A 15,856-nucleotide genomic window follows, 5' to 3' on the forward strand; every position below is an offset into this window, starting at 1 on the left:
AAGCGAACCATCGTGACCTCAGCCGATCCAGGCATCGCGGCGCGTGCGCTGTCTTCCGGGGCGCAGGCCGGCACCGCGCCGCTCGCCGCGCCGCGCGCTCGCTGGCGCCGGTGGGCGGTCGCGCAACTCTCTCTCGAAGAACGGGCGCGCAGCGGCTTCGCGCTGTTTCCGATCGCCATGATGGTCGCGGCCGTCCTCGTCTACCGCGGGCCCGTCCGGCCGGACGTGCCGTCCGTGGCCATGCTCGCCGTCTGCGCGCTGGCCCTCGTGTCGCCGTGGGTCCACGCACGCCCGCTGCGCACGGCGGGGATCGTTCTCCTTGGCCTCGCGGCAGGCCTTGCGGCCTGCCATGTGGAACTTGCCCGCACCCGCACCACCGTTTTCTCGGGGGAGGCGACCGTTCGCCTCACGGGGACCGTGGTGCGACGCGAGCAGGACGAACGCGGGCGATACCGCTATCTGCTCGACGTCTCGCACACCGAGCGACCCGTCCTGTCGCGGCCGCCCGAGCGCGTGCGCATCGTCGTCTCCAGCCGTCACGAACCCTTGGCGATCGGGGCGCGGTACATGGGGCTCGTGCGCCTGCGCCCGCCCGCCGGCCCCGCGTTTCCCGGCGCGCACGACTTCGCCTTCGGCGCCTACTTCGACGGATTGGGCGCTTACGGCTTTTCGCTCGGTGCTCCCGAATCCGGAGGCGAGCTGCGCGACCCGACATTCGCCGACCGGGTCGCCACGCTTCGGCTGACGATGAGCGAGCGGATCCGCGAGGCTCTGCCGGGCCCCACGGGCGCGGTCGCGGCGGCGCTGGTGACGGGAGACCGCGCCGGCATCCCCGACGACATCAACGAGGACCTGCGGATCACCGGCCTCGCCCACGTCCTGTCGATCAGCGGCTTTCACATGGCGCTGGTCGCGGGATTCTTCATGCTCGCGACCCGCCTCGGCCTTGCCGCCGTCGCCCCGCTCGCGCTGCACTGGCCGGTCAAGAAGATTGCGGCGCTGGTCGCGCTGGCGGGCACGGGCTTCTATTTCCTTCTGGCAGGCGACAACGCGGCGACAGAACGGTCCTTCGTGATGATCGCGGTGATGCTCGGCGCGATTCTGTTCGACCGACCGGCGCTGACGCTGCGAAACGTCTGCGTGGCCGCCGTCGTGGTGATCGCCTTCACGCCGCACGCCGTCGTCACCGCGACGTTCCAGATGTCGTTCGCCGCCACGGCCGCGCTGATCGGCGCCTATGGCGCCTATGCGCGGTGGCGGGTGCGGCGAGGGAGGCCCACGCGCGGCTGGCTCGATCCGCGCGCGATCGCGGCCTTCGTTTCCGGCGCAGCGGTCTCTTCGCTGATCGCGGGCGGCGCGACGGCGCCCTTCGCCATCCATCACTTCCAGCGCGGCGCGCCGTTCTCGTTGATCGCCAACGTGCTGGTGACGCCGATCTTCAGCTTGGCCGTCATGCCTCTCGGGATGATTTCGGCCCTGTCCATGCCGTTCGGACTGCACGCCTGGCCTCTCGCGGCGATGGGATGGGGGCTCGATCTCGTGTTCGCCACGGCGGGCTGGCTTGCCGACGCTCTGCCGGACTACCCGACGGGGCGGATGAGCGGCACCGCGCTCCTGTGCTTCTCGGCTGCGATCCTGATCCTGTCCTTCTCGGCCAGCGCCTTCCGGTGGGCCGCGCTCGCCCCGGCCGCACTCGGCCTCGTTCTGTTTCGCCCAGGTCCGCCGCCGGAGCTTTTGATCTTCGAAAGCGGGCGCGAGGTCGCGGTGCTGGATGCCGGCGGCGCGATCCGCTCGCTGCGGCCCCGCCCCGCGGCCTTCGTCTGGGATCAATGGCGGCGGGCCTATCCGGGGTCGCCCCCGGAAAAGGGAGAGGCGGACCGCGCCGAAGCGGACGCCCCCTCGACCGCCGGAGGGCAGGGCTCGGCGGCCGCGATCGATGCGACCGACGCTTTTCGCTGCGAGAACGGTATCTGTCACGCGCGCACGCGGACCGGCATCGTGGTCGGCTGGAGCGACGACTACGAAACGCTCGACGAGCTCTGCCGCACCAGCGAAGTCGCCATCATGGCCCGCGCGGTCCGCGCCCGCCGCTGCGACGCGGGCGGCGGTCAACTCGTCACCCTGAGAACGCTGCGGCGGACCGGATCGCTTGCCGTCTCCCGAGGTCCCGACGGAGCCGTCGTCCTGGAACCCTCGGTTCCCGCCGTTCCGCAGGAGTGGAACCGCCATCGCCTGGCCCCTTGGCCCGAGCGATGGCGCCGCGACGGGGACGGTCCGGCTCCGTCCGATGGTTCGACCGCACGCGATCCGGCAAATGCCGAGACGCCATGAGGCCGGCGGGGCGCGGTTCCGGCGGCGGTGGCCGACGCCGGGCATCGTCCGGCGCCGCGGGATCGCCTTCAGTGGTAGCGGCGGATCAGCCCGACCAGCTTTCCCTGCACCTTGACGCGCTCGGCGCCGAGTAGCCGCGTCTCGTAGGCCGGGTTGGCCGCCTCGAGCGCCACCATGTTGCCTTTCCGGCGGAAGCGCTTCAGCGTCGCTTCCTCGTCGTCCACGAGGGCCACGACGATCTCGCCGACGGTCGCCGAGTCCGACCGCTGGATCACGACCGTATCGCCGTCGAGAATGCCCGCCTCGATCATCGAGTCGCCCTTCACCTCCAGAGCGTAGTGCTCTCCGGCTCCCAGCATCTCGGGCGGAACGACGATATCGTGCGTGTTCTGCTGGATCGCGGAGATGGGTACGCCGGCCGCGATCCGACCCATGACCGGCACCGAGGACGTGTCACGCTCGACCGTGCGCGGCGTCTTGAACAGCGGCTCGACATTGGACGGAAGGGGAGGCGGAGCCGCCGCGGCTCGCCCGGCGGATTCGGGCAGCTTCACCACCTCCAGCGCGCGTGCCCTGTTGGGAAGGCGGCGGATGAAGCCACGTTCCTCGAGCGCCGTGATCAGGCGATGGATGCCCGATTTCGAGCGCAGATCCAGCGCGTCCTTCATCTCGTCGAACGAAGGCGGAACGCCGACCGATTGCAACCGCTCGTGAATGAACATCAGGAGGTCGTGCTGCTTGCGGGTCAGCATGGGATGATTCCTCGAAACAAAACCTGAACAAAACTAGCTGTTCCGTTTGTGTTCTGCAAGGATCATCCAAGGCTCAGGAGGACATACTCGCATTCGCTTCCGGCAAGCGCCGCGGACGCGTGCGCGGGCCGGACCAGAAGCGCATCCGCTCGCGCGAAGACGGTGAGGAGCGAGGAGTCCTGCCGGTCCAGCGGCACCACGCGCGCCGGCCCACCATCCTCGCCGCTTTCCAGACGCGCGCGCAGGAAGTCGCAGCGATGGTCGTTCGCCCTGACCGGCGCCCCGAGGATCCCCTTGCGGCGCCGTGCGGCGGCCGGGAGGCCCGACAGGCGCTCCACCAGCGGGCGAAGGAACAGCTCCGCCGTCACCAAGCTCGATGCCGGATTTCCAGGAAGGCCGAGCACATGCATCGGGCCCAGCGAGCCCGCCATCAAAGGTTTGCCGGGGCGCATCGCGACCTTCCAGAAGTCGAGCTTCGCACCTTCGTCCCGGAGCACCGGACCCACGAGGTCGTGATCCCCCACGGACGCACCACCGATCGTCACGAGGACGTCGGCCTCTTCTCTCCGGGCACGGCGGAAGGCATCGGCGAGGGCGTCGCGCAGGTCCGGCACGATGCCGAGATCGATCACCCGTCCGCCGGCGGCGCGCACGATCATGGCAACGGCGAGGCTGTTGGAGGCGACGGTCTGCGAGGGGCCGGGCATCGCGCCGGGCGGAACGAGTTCGTCGCCGGTGGCGGCGACCGCCACGCGGACCTGACGGCGAACGGGAAGGGCGCCGTGGCCGCCGCTGGCGGCGAGGGCGCAGGCGGCGGGCCCGAGACGCAGGCCGGCACGCAGCAGCACATCGCCGCCCGCGAAGTCGTTTCCGGCGCGCCGGATATTGGCGCCGGCCGCCATGGGCTCCAGCACACGGACGCGGCGGTCCGAGACGCGCTCGGTGTTTTCCTGGATCACCACGGCATCGGCACCGTCGGGCACCGGGGCGCCGGTGAAGATTCGCACGGCGCCGCCCGTCGGCATCGCGCCGTCGAAGGCGTGGCCGGCCGCCGATTCGCCGACGATGTCGAGCTCGCAGGGCGTGGCGCGCAGATCGGCGGCGCGAAGCGCATAGCCGTCCATGGCCGAGGCGTCGAAGGCGGGCTGCGTCCGGCGCGCGTGGAGGTCGGCCGCGAGGATGCGCCCGAACGCGCCGTCGATCGCAACGGTCTCGACGTCGGATACGGGCTGCGCGCCCCGGAGCAGCCGATCCAGCGCCTCCTCGAACGGGACCAGCGTCATCGCGCCGACCAGTCGCCCGAACGGCCGCCGGACTTGGCGAGAAGCCGGATGCCGGTGATCGACATGCCGCGATCCACGGCCTTCGCCATGTCGTAGATCGTGAGGCAGGCGACGGATACGGCGGTGAGCGCCTCCATCTCGATCCCGGTTCGGCCCGAGACGCGTGCGCCCGCGGTCACGCGGATGCCGGGCAGGGCGGGCTCGAACTCGAGGTCCACGGAAACCTTTTCCAGAAGCAGTGGATGGCACAGCGGGATCAGCTCGTGCGTGCGCTTGGCGGCCATGATGCCGGCCACGCGGGCGATCGAGAGCACGTCGCCCTTCTTGGAAGCGCCGGTGCGGATCATCTCCAGCGTCTCGGGTGCCATCATCACCAGCCCCTCGGCGCTGGCGTGGCGCACTGTCACGTCCTTACCGCCCACGTCGACCATCGCAGCGTTGCCGGCGTCGTCGAGATGGGTGAGGCGGTCGCCGCTCATGCGCCCGAAGCCTGTTCGCCTGTGAGGAGCGCGCGTGTCGCGGCCTCCACGTCCGCCTGCCGCATCAGGCTTTCTCCGATCAGGAAGGTGGAGATGCCGGATCGGGTGAGGCGCGCGCAGTCGGCGTGGCTGCCGATGCCGCTCTCGCCCACCAGGATGCGCTCGGCGCCCACCATCCCGGACAGCCGCTCGCTGACCGCCAGATCGACCTCGAAGGTCCGCAGGTTCCGGTTGTTGACGCCGATCAGGGCGGAGCGGAGCTTCAGCGCCCGCTCCATCTCGGCTTCGTCGTGCACCTCGATCAGGGCGGCCATGCCGAGATCGGCGGCGGCCGCTTCCAGGTCGGCGGCCAGGGCGTCGTCCACCGACGCCATGATGATCAGGATGGCGTCCGCGCCCCAGGCCCGCGCTTCGAGCACCTGATACGTGTCGAACAGAAAATCCTTGCGCAGAGCGGGCAGGGCGGTAGCCGCGCGGGCCTCACCCAGGAATTCCGGCGCGCCCTGGAAGGAGGGCGTGTCGGTGAGCACGCTCAGGCACGCCGCGCCCCCGTTCTCGTAGGCGCGGGCGAGAGAAGCCGGGTCGAAGTCGGCGCGGATCAGCCCCTTGGATGGGCTCGCCTTCTTCACCTCCGCGATCAGCGCGTAGCGCCCTTCGGCGTGCCTGCGCTCCAGCGCGCCCTGGAAGTCCCTCGGCGCGCCCCTGGCCGAGATGCGCTCGCGCAGCTCCGCGGGCGAGACCGTCGCCTTGGCCTTCGCGATTTCCTCGCGCTTGTAGGCTTCGATCCGGGACAGGATGTCGGACATGATTCAGGCCCTCCGTGCCTTCGACGTGGCGGCCACGAGGCGATCCAGCGCCTCGCGCGCCCGCCCCCCGTCGATCGCTTCGCCCGCCTGCCGGATACCCTCGGCGAGGTCCGAGGCGCGGCCGGCGACGACCAGCGCGGCGCCCGCGTTCAGCACCACGATGTCGCGATACGCGCTGGGCTCGCCGGCCAGCACCGACCGGAGCGCCGCGGCGTTGCGCGCGGCGTCTCCGCCGACGATCTCCTCGAGCCGTCGCCTGGGAAGGCCGAACTGTTCCGGCTCGATCGTGAAGTCGCGGATCGCGCCGTCGCGGATCTCGCAGACGGCCGTCGGCCCGCAATTGGTGATCTCGTCGAGCCCGTCGCCGTGGACGACCCAGGCGGCCTCGGTTCCCAGCGCCAGCAGGGCCTCGGCGATCGGGCGCACCCATTCCGCTGCGTAGACGCCGACCAGGAGGCGCCGGACGCCGGCCGGGTTGGCGAGGGGGCCGAGCATGTTGAAGATCGTGCGGGTGCCGAGTTCCACGCGCGTCGGACCGACGAACCGCATCGCGGCATGGTGGGTCGGTGCGAACATGAAGCCGAGGCCCGTCTCGGCCACCACGGCTGAGATGTGGTCGGGGGTCAGGTCGACGTCGACGCCCAGCGCGGCGAGCACGTCGGCCGAGCCGGAGCGCGACGACAGGGCGCGGTTGCCGTGCTTGGCGACCGGCACGCCGCAGCCGGCCACCACGAAGGCGGCGCAGGTGGAGACGTTGTAGGTGCCCGCGTGGTCGCCGCCCGTTCCGACGATGTCCACCGCGTCGGCGGGTGCGCGGACCCTAGCCATGTTGGCCCGCATCACGTCGACGGCGCCCGCGATCTCGTCCACCGTCTCGCCGCGCACGCGCAGCGCCATCAGGAAGCCGCCGATCTGCGAGGGCGTCGCCTCGCCCGACATCAGGATGCCGAAGGCAAGGCGCGCGTCGTCCCGCGAGAGCGCCTCGCCGCCCGCGACCCTGCCGATCAGCGCCTTGAGGCCTGCGCTCATCGGACGGCGACCTTCGCCTGATTCATGGCCGCGCTGTTCAGCGAGACCGGGATCGTTCCCTGGAGATAGGCGACGTAGCTCTGGAACAGGTCCTCGCGCATCGTGTCGTCCAGGGTCTGGCGCGCCGCGGCGGGCACGTTCGCGGCGGGGTCGGCGGCGTCCGCAACCTCAGCGACCTGCAGCACCACGGCCTGGCCGGACTCGCGGGCCGGCGCTTCCGCCACGGTGCCCTGGGGGCCGGAGAACGCGGCGCGCGTCGCTGCCTCGCCGATCTCGGCGCGGCCGCTTTCACGCGTGATCGAAGCCGCGGTCTCCACGGAGAGGCCTTCGGTCGTGGCGACGTCGGCGAGCGTTTCGCCGCCTCGGACCCGCTCGGCCAGGGCTTCCCCCCGGTCGGTCATCAGCCGTTCCGCCTCGTCCTCCTTCCAATCCGCGACCACGCGGTCGCGCACCTCGGCGAGCGGACGGTCGCGTGCCGGGATCACGTCTCCGAGCTCGAAGAACACGTAATTGTTGCCGTCGTAGTTCACCGGCTGGGCGGCGGTGCCCGGCTGGGCGGCGAACACCGCCGCGAGGAGCTGCGCCTTCGCCGGCAGGCCGTCCACCGCGCCCTCGTCCTGGCGGTTGCCGGATGCGTCGACCGGCTGCACGGCCGTCAGCTCGTAGCCCGCCTGCTGCGCGGCTTCGGCCAGCGGCGCGCCGCTCAAGGTCGCGTCCGAGATCGCGTTGTAGACCTCCGTCACTTTGGCGTTGCCTGCATCGAGCGCGATGGCGTCGCGCACCTCGCCGCGCACCTCGTCGAGCGGGCGCACGACTTCGGGCACGACCTGTTCGACCAGCATCACGACCGGTCCGAACGGGCCTTCCACCACCGGCGTCGGCGTGTTCGGCGCCGCCGAGAAGGCCGCGTCGGCAAGCGTCGCGTTGGGGATCGCGGAGCGCGGCACGAGCCCGAGGTCGGCCACCTGCCGCCCCTCCGCCGCGGCGGCGTCGGCGAAGCTCGTGCCGGAGGCCATGGCCTGCGCGGCGCGGTCGGCGGACGCGCGGTCCGCGAAGACGATCTGCCGGACCTGGCGCCGCTCCGGTGTCGTGTAGCGGGCGCGGTTGGCCTCGTAGTAGGCGGCGATGGCCTCGTCCGTCACGGCGGCGGGGTCGGACAGCGCGGCGGGCGACAGCGACAGGTAGGAGAAGCCGCGATACTCGGGCGCGCGGTAGCCGTCCTGCCCCTGCGTGTAGAAGTCGTCCAATGCCTCGTCGGTCGGCTCCTCCACGGTGTCCACGGAGGGCGGCTGCAGCCGGAGGAAGTTCACCGTGCGGCGTTCGCCGTTGTAGGCGCCGAGCGCGTCGATGAAGGCGACGGGCACGGAGGCGCCGTCCGACAGCGGGGCGATGAGCTGGTTGCGCGTGGCGCTGCCGCGCAGGTCTTCGAGATAGGACTGCTCGGAGATCTGGGCGTTCGCCAGAACCGCGCGCATCGTGTCGCGCGAGAAATTGCCGGACCGGTCCTTGAAGGCCGCCTCGTTCTGGATGAGCCCGATCAGGCCGTCGTCGGACACGCCGACGCCGAGGCGACGCGCCTGCTCGTCCAGCAGCGCGCCGGCGGTGAGCTGCGACAGCACGGCCTGATCCAGGCCGAAGGCCTCCGCCTCGTCGGCGCTCGGCCGGCGCTGCAACTGCTGCGACAGGCGTGCGAGCCCCTGGCGGTAGGCGAACTGGAACTGGGGCACGGTGACCCGCGTGTCGCCCGCGCTGAGGATCGTGCTGCCCCCGTCGCGGTTGCGCAGCACGTCGGTGATGCCCCAGCCGACGAAGCTCACGGCCAGCGCGCCCAGAAAGATCCTGGCCACCCAGCCGGACGCGCCGCGCCGCATCTGATTCAGCATCATCCGTCTCCCGAATTCATCCTTCGCGTGAGGGGAATAGGCATTTTGGCGGGCGAAGGAAAGCGCCGCACGGCCGAGCACGCGCTTGATTTACCGGGGCGCGTGCCGGTAGCACGGTTGGCCGCGGGTTCCTTGTGCGGGACCACGCGCCGAATCGAGGGGGACGACCATGAGCCGCACGCCGCTGATCGCCGGAAACTGGAAGATGAATGGCTCGCGTGCCGCGTTGTCCGAACTCTCCGCGATGGTGGACGACCTGCGGGAGGCGCCGGCAGACGGGATCGAGGTCCTGATCTGCCCGCCGGTCGTGCTGGTCGCCGCGGCGGTGGAGCTCGCGGGCGGCGTCGTCGCCATCGGCGGGCAGGACGCCCATGCCAAGGCGAGCGGGGCGCATACGGGCGACGTCTCCGCTGCCATGCTGAAGGACGCGGGTGCGAGCCACGTGATCCTCGGACATTCCGAGCGCCGGACCGACCATGGGGAGGCGAGTGAGCTGGTCGCGGCCAAGGCGGAAGGCGCCTGGGCCGCCGGTCTGGTGGCGGTGGTCTGCATCGGCGAGACCGAAGCGGAGAAGAACGCGGGCAGGACGCTCGACGTTCTGGGCGACCAGATCCGGCGCTCCCTGCCGGATGGGACGACGCCCTCGAACACGGTGGTCGCCTACGAACCGGTCTGGGCGATCGGCACGGGGCGCACCCCGACCGTAGCCGAGGTCGGCGAGACTCATGCCTTCATCCGCCGCGAGCTGGCCCGCCGCTTCGGCGCGGCGACGGCGAATGGCCTGCGCGTGCTCTACGGCGGGTCGGTCAAGGCCTCCAACGCCGCCGAGCTGCTGGCGCTGGAGGATGTGGACGGGGCGCTGGTCGGGGGCGCCAGCCTCAAGGCCGGCGATTTCCTGCCGATCTGCCGCGCCGCGCGCGCCTGAGCCGGCGCGCTTCCGAAAGCGGTTGGAATAGTCGAACGCCTCCTATAGAAGACGCGCAACTTGTGAGAGATTGCGCCTCGAGGCCATGCAGACCGTTCTGATCGTCATCCACCTCCTGATCGTGCTGGCCCTCGTGGTCGTCGTCCTGCTCCAGCGTTCCGAAGGCGGCGCGCTCGGCATGGGTGGCGGCGGAGGCGGGCTGATGACGGCGCGCGGCGCCGCCAACATGCTGACGCGCACCACGGCGATTCTCGCGACCGGGTTCTTCATCACGTCCTTGGCGCTCGCGCTGCTGGCGCGCTATGGCTCGGACGGCCTCGACCTCCTCGACCGCGTGCCCTCGCAGACCGCGCCCGCCACCGGCGGTGCCGCCGGCGACGCGGCAGGCGGTTCGTTGCTCGACCAGCTCGGCGGGCTGCCCGACGAGGCGCAGCCGCAGGGCGAGGCGCCGGTGGACGTGCCCTCGGGTGCGACGCCCGCCGCGCCGGCCACGACGCCGAGCACGCCGGCTCCCGCCGCAGCCCCCGCGACGACCCCGGCGGCTCCCGCCGAGACGCAGGGCGTTCCGACGGGTGCGTCCGGCGCCGTTCCGGCCAATCCCGCGCCGGAAGCGCAGCCGACCGACGTGCCGACGGTTCCCCCGGTCGAGGCGCCGCCGGCCGGCTCCACGACGCCCGAGCAGGCGGCCCCGGCCGACACCACCGCGCCCGTGCAGACGGCTCCCGCCCAGCCGGCGCAGTAGCGGCGCGCCCACGCCGACATCATCCGAGGGGCGCTCCGGCGCCCCTTTTTCTTTTCGGCCACGAGGGGACTGGCCGAATCCTGCTTGAGCGAGTATCGGGAAGGCCCATGGCGCGATACATCTTCATCACCGGCGGCGTGGTCTCATCTTTGGGAAAGGGCATCGCATCGGCGGCCCTGGGCGCGCTGCTCCAGGCGCGCGGCTACCGCGTCCGCCTCCGCAAGCTCGATCCCTATCTCAACGTCGATCCGGGCACGATGAGCCCGACGCAGCACGGCGAGGTCTTCGTGACCGACGACGGCGCGGAGACGGATCTCGACCTCGGCCACTACGAGCGTTTCACCGGTCGCTCCGCGAACCGGATGGACAACATCACCACGGGGCGGATCTACCAGGAGATCATCGCCAAGGAGCGGCGCGGAGACTATCTCGGCGCGACCGTTCAGGTGATTCCGCACGTCACCGACGCGATCAAGAGCTTCGTCCTTGAGGGCAACGAGGAATACGATTTCGTGCTCTGCGAGATCGGCGGCACCGTGGGCGACATCGAGGCGATGCCGTTCATGGAGGCGATCCGCCAGCTCGGCAACGACCTGCCGCGCAACGGCGCCGTCTACGTCCACCTGACGCTGATGCCCTACATCCCGACGGCCGGCGAGCTGAAGACCAAGCCGACGCAGCACTCCGTCAAGGAGTTGCGCTCGATCGGCATTCAGCCCGACATTCTCCTGGTGCGGGCCGATCGCCCGATCCCCAAGGAAGAGCGCCGCAAGATGAGCCTCTTCTGCAACGTGCGGGAGACCGCGGTGATCCAGGCGCTGGACGTCGCGACGATCTACGACGTGCCGATCGCCTACCACAACGAGGGGCTCGATACGGAAGTGCTCGCCGCCTTCGGCATCGACCCCGCGCCTAAGCCGAAGCTCGAACGCTGGCTGCAGGTGGTCGAGAGCGTCGCTCGGCCCGAGGGCGAGGTCACCATCGCGGTGGTGGGCAAGTACACCGGCCTGAAGGACGCCTACAAGTCGCTGATCGAGGCCCTGCAGCACGGCGGCATCGCCAACCGCGTGCGCGTCAACCTCGAATGGATCGAGTCGGAGGTCTTCGAGAAGGAGGACCCGACGCCCTACCTGGAGAAGGTCGGCGGTATTCTCGTTCCCGGCGGGTTCGGCGAACGCGGCTCGGAGGGCAAGATTAGCGCGGCGCGCTTCGCGCGCGAGCGCGACGTGCCCTATTTCGGCATCTGCTTCGGCATGCAGATGGCGGTGATCGAGGCGGCACGGTCGCTGGCCGGCGTGGAGGCCTCGGCCTCCACCGAGTTCGGCCCGACCGACGAGCCCGTGGTCGGCATCATGACCGAGTGGATGCGGGGCAACGAGCTCGAACAGCGCGCCTCGGAGGGCGACCTCGGCGGCACGATGCGGCTCGGCTCCTACGAGGCATGCTTGGCGGACGGCTCGCGCATCGCCGAGATCTACGGATCCACCACGATCAACGAACGGCACCGCCACCGCTACGAGGTCAACCGCACCTATCGCGAGCGGCTGGAACAGGCGGGCATGATCTTCGCCGGCATGTCGCCGGACGGGCTGCTGCCTGAAACGGTGGAACTGCCGGATCATCCGTGGTTCATCGGCGTGCAGTATCACCCCGAGCTGAAGTCGCGCCCGTTCGAGCCGCACCCGCTGTTCGCCTCCTTCATCGCGGCGGCGATCGAACGCTCGCGGCTGCTCTGACCTTCCACGAAAGGCTTCCCATGCTCGCTCCGAATTCCGCCATCCGACTTCGGGGTGCCGAGTTCTCGCAGGGAGCGGCGTTCTCGCTGATCGCCGGCCCCTGCCAGATGGAAAGCCGCGACCACGCGATGATGATCGCGGAGCGGATGAAGCGGATCACCGCCGATCTGGGCATCGGCTACGTGTTCAAGGCCAGCTTCGATAAGGCCAACCGGACCAGCCGCGAGGGTCGTCGCGGCATCGGCCTTTCGGAATCGCTTCCGGTCTTCGACGAGATCCAGGCGCAGTTCGACCTCGCCGTGCTCACCGACGTCCACACCGCCGAGCAGTGCGAGCCGGTGGGCGAGGTCTGCGATGTGCTCCAGATTCCCGCCTTCCTGTCGCGCCAGACCGACCTTCTCGTGGCCGCCGCCCGCACCGGGCGCGTCGTCAACATCAAGAAGGGTCAGTTCCTGGCGCCGTGGGACATGCGCCATGCGGTGGAGAAGGTCGTGGGCAGCGGCAACGCCAACGTGCTCCTGACCGAGCGCGGCGCCTCGTTCGGCTACAACACACTGGTGAGCGATTTCCGCGCGCTGCCGATCATGGCCGAGACGGGGGCGCCCGTCGTCTTCGACGCGACCCACTCCGTGCAGCAGCCGGGCGGGCAGGGCGGATCGTCGGGCGGCGAGCGCCGCTTCGTCGGGACGCTGGCCCGCGCGGCCGTGGCGGTGGGCGTCGCTGGCCTCTTCATCGAGACGCACGAGGACCCCGACAACGCCCCCTCCGACGGGCCCAACATGGTGCCCCTCGACGACATGCCCGAACTCCTGAAGCGCCTGCGCGATCTCGACGCCGTCGCGAAGGGTCTCTGACAGCATCCATTCCGGTCGGCGCCCCTAGGGGCCGGCTATCCCCAACCCCGGCGTCAGCCACAAGACAAGGGACGGATCATGACCGCCATCATCGATATCATCGCGCGCGAGATCCTCGACAGTCGCGGAAATCCCACCGTCGAGGTCGACGTGGTGCTGGAAGACGGCTCCATGGGCCGCGCCGGCGTTCCCTCCGGGGCATCGACCGGCGCGCACGAGGCGGTCGAACTGCGCGACGGCGACGAGCGCTACGGCGGCAAGGGCGTGCAACAGGCCGTCCAGGCGGTGAACACCGACATCCTGGAGGCGCTGGTCGGCTTCGAGGCGGAGAACCAGATCCGCATCGACGCGGTGCTGAAGTCGCTGGACGGGACCGCCAACAAGAGCCGTCTGGGTGCGAACGCCATCCTGGGCGTGTCGCTCGCCACCGCCAAGGCGGCCGCCGAGGCCGCCGGCCTGCCGCTCTACCGCTACGTGGGCGGCGCCAGCGCGCATCTCCTCCCGGTGCCGATGATGAACATCATCAACGGCGGCGCGCACGCGGACAACCCGATCGACTTCCAGGAATTCATGATCATGCCGGTCGGCGCGGAGACCTTCGCGGAAGGCCTGCGCATGGGTGCCGAGGTGTTCCACACGCTCAAGAAGGCGCTCAAGGCGGCCGGGCACAACACCAATGTCGGCGACGAGGGCGGCTTCGCGCCGAACCTGGAGTCTGCCAAGGCGGGCCTGGACTTCGTGATGTCGTCGATCGAGAAGGCGGGCTACAAGCCCGGCGAGGACGTCTATCTCGCGCTCGACTGCGCCTCGACCGAGTTCTTCAAGAACGGCCTCTACGATCTCGAGGGCGAGAAGCGGAAGCTCTCGGCGGACGACATGGCCGGCTATCTCGCCGAACTCGCCGCGGCCTACCCGATCATCTCGATCGAGGACGGCATGGCGGAGGACGACTGGGCCGGCTGGAAGAGCCTGACCGACAAGGTGGGCGGCAGCGTCCAGCTCGTGGGCGACGATCTCTTCGTCACCAATTCCGTGCGCCTGCGCGACGGCATCGAGAAGAAGGTCGCCAACTCGATCCTCGTGAAGGTCAACCAGATCGGCACGCTGACGGAGACGCTCGACGCCGTGAGCGTCGCGCACCGCGCCGGCTACACGGCGGTCATGTCCCACCGTTCCGGCGAGACGGAGGACTCCACCATCGCGGATCTCGCCGTGGCCACCAATTGCGGGCAGATCAAGACCGGCTCGCTCGCGCGCTCCGACCGGCTCGCCAAGTACAACCAGCTCCTGCGCATCGAGGAGGAGCTGGGCGACCAGGCGGTCTACGCCGGGCGCTCGATCCTGCGCCGCCGCTGACGACACCCATCGAGGGGCGCTCCGGCGCCCCTCCTTTATCTCCGCGCCGCAACAGGCTTAACGAGCTGTAAATCGGCGGTGGCGTAGGGTGGGCCGTTCCGGAGGTCCATCGATGCATACCAAGCAGAAGCGCAGGTCCTGGCTGTCGCAGCTCGTCGTACCCGCCATCACCCTGCCGTGCCTTGCCTACTTTGTCTTCCACGCGCAGAGCGGCCGATATGGAACGGAAGCGAGCATCGCCCTGGAGCAGGAACTGGCGCGCAAGCAAGCGGATTACGACCGCCTCGTGGACACGCGCGAGGCCCTGGAAACCCGCGTGCGGCTCCTGAGCGACGGGACGCTGGAGCGCGACATGATCGACGAGCGCGCCCGGCGCTCCCTCAACCTGTCCAACGAGGACGAGGTGACGATCCTCCTGAATCCGGCCACCGACATCAACCGGCAATGAGTTAATATGACGCGTCCGCGCCCCTATTAACTTTCGACAGGTTAAGGACTGTCGCGCGGCTTGCGTGCCTGCGTCTTGTCCATATACTTGCCCAAAACTTGCCCGCCGGACTGAGGGCGTCAAGGTATGGGAGTCGATATGGCCGCACTCAAGAAACCAGGCTCGGTCGGTGACGGCGAAGCCAAGGCGCCCGGCGCCGGCGAGATCGAGAAGACGCTGAAGCAGTACACGGCGCCCGCGCCCGCGCAGTTCGGCAAGGACGAGGAGCTGCGCGCCTATCGCGACATGCTGCTCATCCGCCGCTTCGAGGAGAAGGCCGGCCAGCTCTACGGCATGGGCTTCATCGGCGGTTTCTGCCACCTCTATATCGGCCAGGAGGCCGTGGTGGTCGGCATGCAAATGGCGATGAAGGAGGGTGACCAGGTCATCACCGGCTATCGCGACCACGGCCATATGCTGGCCACGGGCATGGAATCGCGCGGCGTGATGGCCGAGCTGACGGGGCGCCGCTCGGGCTACTCCAAAGGCAAGGGCGGCTCCATGCACATGTTCTCCAAGGAGAAGAACTTCTATGGAGGGCACGGCATCGTCGGCGCGCAGGTCTCGCTCGGCACGGGTCTGGCCTTCGCCAACCGCTACCGGGGCAACGATTCCGTCTCCATCACCTATTTCGGCGACGGCGCGGCCAACCAGGGCCAGGTCTACGAGAGCTTCAACATGGCGTCGCTGTGGAAGCTGCCGGTGATCTACGTCATCGAGAACAACCGCTACGCGATGGGCACCTCGGTGAACCGCGCGTCGGCCGAGACGAACTTCGCCCACCGCGGCCTGTCGTTCAAGATTCCGGGCATCCAGGTCGACGGCATGGACGTGCGGGCGGTGAAGGCGGCGGGCGACCTCGCTGTGGAGCATTGCCGCAGCGGCGAGGGGCCGATGATCCTCGAGATGCTGACCTATCGCTATCGCGGCCACTCCATGTCGGACCCTGCGAAGTACCGCACGCGCGACGAGGTGCAGAAGATGCGCGCCGAGTCCGATCCGATCGAGCAGGTCCGCCAGCGTCTGGTGGATGCGCACGGCGCCAGCGAGGACGATCTCAAGGCGGTCGATCGCGAGGTCCGCGACATCGTGGCGGACGCCGCGGAGTTCGCCCAGAACGATCCCGAGCCGGACGTTTCGGAACTCTGGACCGACATCTACGCGGACGCCGTTCCGCAGGCTTCGAACTGAGG

Annotated in this window: 13 protein-coding genes and 1 pseudogene; 8 read left to right on the top strand and 6 right to left on the bottom strand. The window is 69.8% G+C overall.

Going from position 1 to position 15,856, the window contains the following annotated elements; translation table 11 throughout:
- The first annotated feature begins 12 nt into the window (after positions 1–12).
- Complete coding sequence (locus D3218_RS09555) at positions 13–2,331, top strand: ComEC/Rec2 family competence protein (protein ID WP_119539821.1); 2,319 nt, start codon at positions 13–15, stop codon at positions 2,329–2,331.
- Between the two features lie 68 nt (positions 2,332–2,399).
- Here D3218_RS09555 and lexA read toward each other — a convergent pair whose 3' ends face one another.
- The 6 genes from lexA to D3218_RS09585 form a co-directional block, all read right to left on the bottom strand.
- Complete coding sequence (gene lexA / locus D3218_RS09560) at positions 2,400–3,083, bottom strand: transcriptional repressor LexA (RefSeq protein WP_119539823.1); 684 nt, start codon at positions 3,081–3,083, stop codon at positions 2,400–2,402.
- A gap of 62 nt (positions 3,084–3,145) precedes the next feature.
- Entirely contained in the window at positions 3,146–4,366 is a 1,221-nt protein-coding gene (locus D3218_RS09565; protein ID WP_119539825.1) for a molybdopterin molybdotransferase MoeA, read from the bottom strand.
- Positions 4,363–4,845: a cyclic pyranopterin monophosphate synthase MoaC gene (gene moaC, locus D3218_RS09570; protein ID WP_119539826.1), complete on the bottom strand. Its 483-nt coding sequence runs from the start codon at positions 4,843–4,845 to the stop codon at positions 4,363–4,365. The genes D3218_RS09565 and moaC overlap by 4 nt, the downstream gene beginning before the upstream one ends.
- Positions 4,842–5,654 (bottom strand): indole-3-glycerol phosphate synthase TrpC, encoded by an 813-nt coding sequence (gene trpC / locus D3218_RS09575; RefSeq protein WP_210209665.1) that lies wholly within the window; start codon positions 5,652–5,654, stop codon positions 4,842–4,844. The genes moaC and trpC overlap by 4 nt, the downstream gene beginning before the upstream one ends.
- Entirely contained in the window at positions 5,655–6,680 is a 1,026-nt protein-coding gene (trpD, locus tag D3218_RS09580) for an anthranilate phosphoribosyltransferase (RefSeq protein WP_119539830.1), read from the bottom strand. It lies immediately after the preceding gene.
- Entirely contained in the window at positions 6,677–8,566 is a 1,890-nt protein-coding gene (locus D3218_RS09585; RefSeq protein WP_119539832.1) for a peptidyl-prolyl cis-trans isomerase, read from the bottom strand. The genes trpD and D3218_RS09585 overlap by 4 nt, the downstream gene beginning before the upstream one ends.
- A gap of 166 nt (positions 8,567–8,732) precedes the next feature.
- Between D3218_RS09585 and tpiA the strand changes: the two genes are divergently transcribed.
- From tpiA to pdhA, 7 genes and pseudogenes are all read left to right on the top strand, one after another.
- Positions 8,733–9,488: a triose-phosphate isomerase gene (gene tpiA / locus D3218_RS09590; RefSeq protein WP_119539834.1), complete on the top strand. Its 756-nt coding sequence runs from the start codon at positions 8,733–8,735 to the stop codon at positions 9,486–9,488.
- Positions 9,489–9,573: 85 nt separating this feature from the next.
- Positions 9,574–10,104, top strand: a pseudogene (secG, locus tag D3218_RS20365) (preprotein translocase subunit SecG); the annotation flags it as partial.
- Between the two features lie 233 nt (positions 10,105–10,337).
- The gene (locus D3218_RS09600) at positions 10,338–11,966 is read left to right on the top strand and encodes a CTP synthase (RefSeq protein WP_119539836.1); all 1,629 of its coding nucleotides are present in this window, start codon (positions 10,338–10,340) and stop codon (positions 11,964–11,966) included.
- Between the two features lie 20 nt (positions 11,967–11,986).
- On the top strand, positions 11,987–12,820 hold the full coding sequence (kdsA, locus tag D3218_RS09605) for a 3-deoxy-8-phosphooctulonate synthase (protein ID WP_119539838.1): 834 nt from the start codon (positions 11,987–11,989) through the stop codon (positions 12,818–12,820).
- Positions 12,821–12,898: 78 nt separating this feature from the next.
- Positions 12,899–14,176, top strand: a complete 1,278-nt coding sequence (gene eno / locus D3218_RS09610; RefSeq protein WP_119539840.1) for a phosphopyruvate hydratase — start codon at positions 12,899–12,901, stop codon at positions 14,174–14,176.
- A gap of 112 nt (positions 14,177–14,288) precedes the next feature.
- The gene (locus tag D3218_RS09615) at positions 14,289–14,624 is read left to right on the top strand and encodes an FtsB family cell division protein (protein ID WP_119539842.1); all 336 of its coding nucleotides are present in this window, start codon (positions 14,289–14,291) and stop codon (positions 14,622–14,624) included.
- Positions 14,625–14,909: 285 nt separating this feature from the next.
- Positions 14,910–15,854, top strand: coding sequence for a pyruvate dehydrogenase (acetyl-transferring) E1 component subunit alpha (gene pdhA / locus D3218_RS09620; RefSeq protein ID WP_245414993.1), 945 nt, complete (start codon positions 14,910–14,912; stop codon positions 15,852–15,854).
- The last annotated feature ends 2 nt before the right edge of the window (positions 15,855–15,856 follow it).

Origin of the sequence: Aureimonas flava, from assembly GCF_003583935.1 — a bacterium.
GTDB classification, from domain to species: Bacteria; Pseudomonadota; Alphaproteobacteria; order Rhizobiales; family Rhizobiaceae; genus Aureimonas; species Aureimonas flava.

Bases quoted from the DNA above. Each gene is read 5' to 3' on its own strand.
- lexA (WP_119539823.1), bottom strand. From the start codon at position 3,083: ATGCTGACCCGCAAGCAGCACGACCTCCTGATGTTCATTCACGAGCGG.
- D3218_RS09565 (WP_119539825.1), bottom strand. From the start codon at position 4,366: ATGACGCTGGTCCCGTTCGAGGAGGCGCTGGATCGGCTGCTCCGGGGC.
- moaC (WP_119539826.1), bottom strand. From the start codon at position 4,845: ATGAGCGGCGACCGCCTCACCCATCTCGACGACGCCGGCAACGCTGCG.
- trpD (WP_119539830.1), bottom strand. From the start codon at position 6,680: ATGAGCGCAGGCCTCAAGGCGCTGATCGGCAGGGTCGCGGGCGGCGAG.
- D3218_RS09585 (WP_119539832.1), bottom strand. From the start codon at position 8,566: ATGATGCTGAATCAGATGCGGCGCGGCGCGTCCGGCTGGGTGGCCAGG.
- tpiA (WP_119539834.1), top strand. From the start codon at position 8,733: ATGAGCCGCACGCCGCTGATCGCCGGAAACTGGAAGATGAATGGCTCG.
- D3218_RS09600 (WP_119539836.1), top strand. From the start codon at position 10,338: ATGGCGCGATACATCTTCATCACCGGCGGCGTGGTCTCATCTTTGGGA.
- kdsA (WP_119539838.1), top strand. From the start codon at position 11,987: ATGCTCGCTCCGAATTCCGCCATCCGACTTCGGGGTGCCGAGTTCTCG.
- eno (WP_119539840.1), top strand. From the start codon at position 12,899: ATGACCGCCATCATCGATATCATCGCGCGCGAGATCCTCGACAGTCGC.
- D3218_RS09615 (WP_119539842.1), top strand. From the start codon at position 14,289: ATGCATACCAAGCAGAAGCGCAGGTCCTGGCTGTCGCAGCTCGTCGTA.
- pdhA (WP_245414993.1), top strand. From the start codon at position 14,910: ATGCTGCTCATCCGCCGCTTCGAGGAGAAGGCCGGCCAGCTCTACGGC.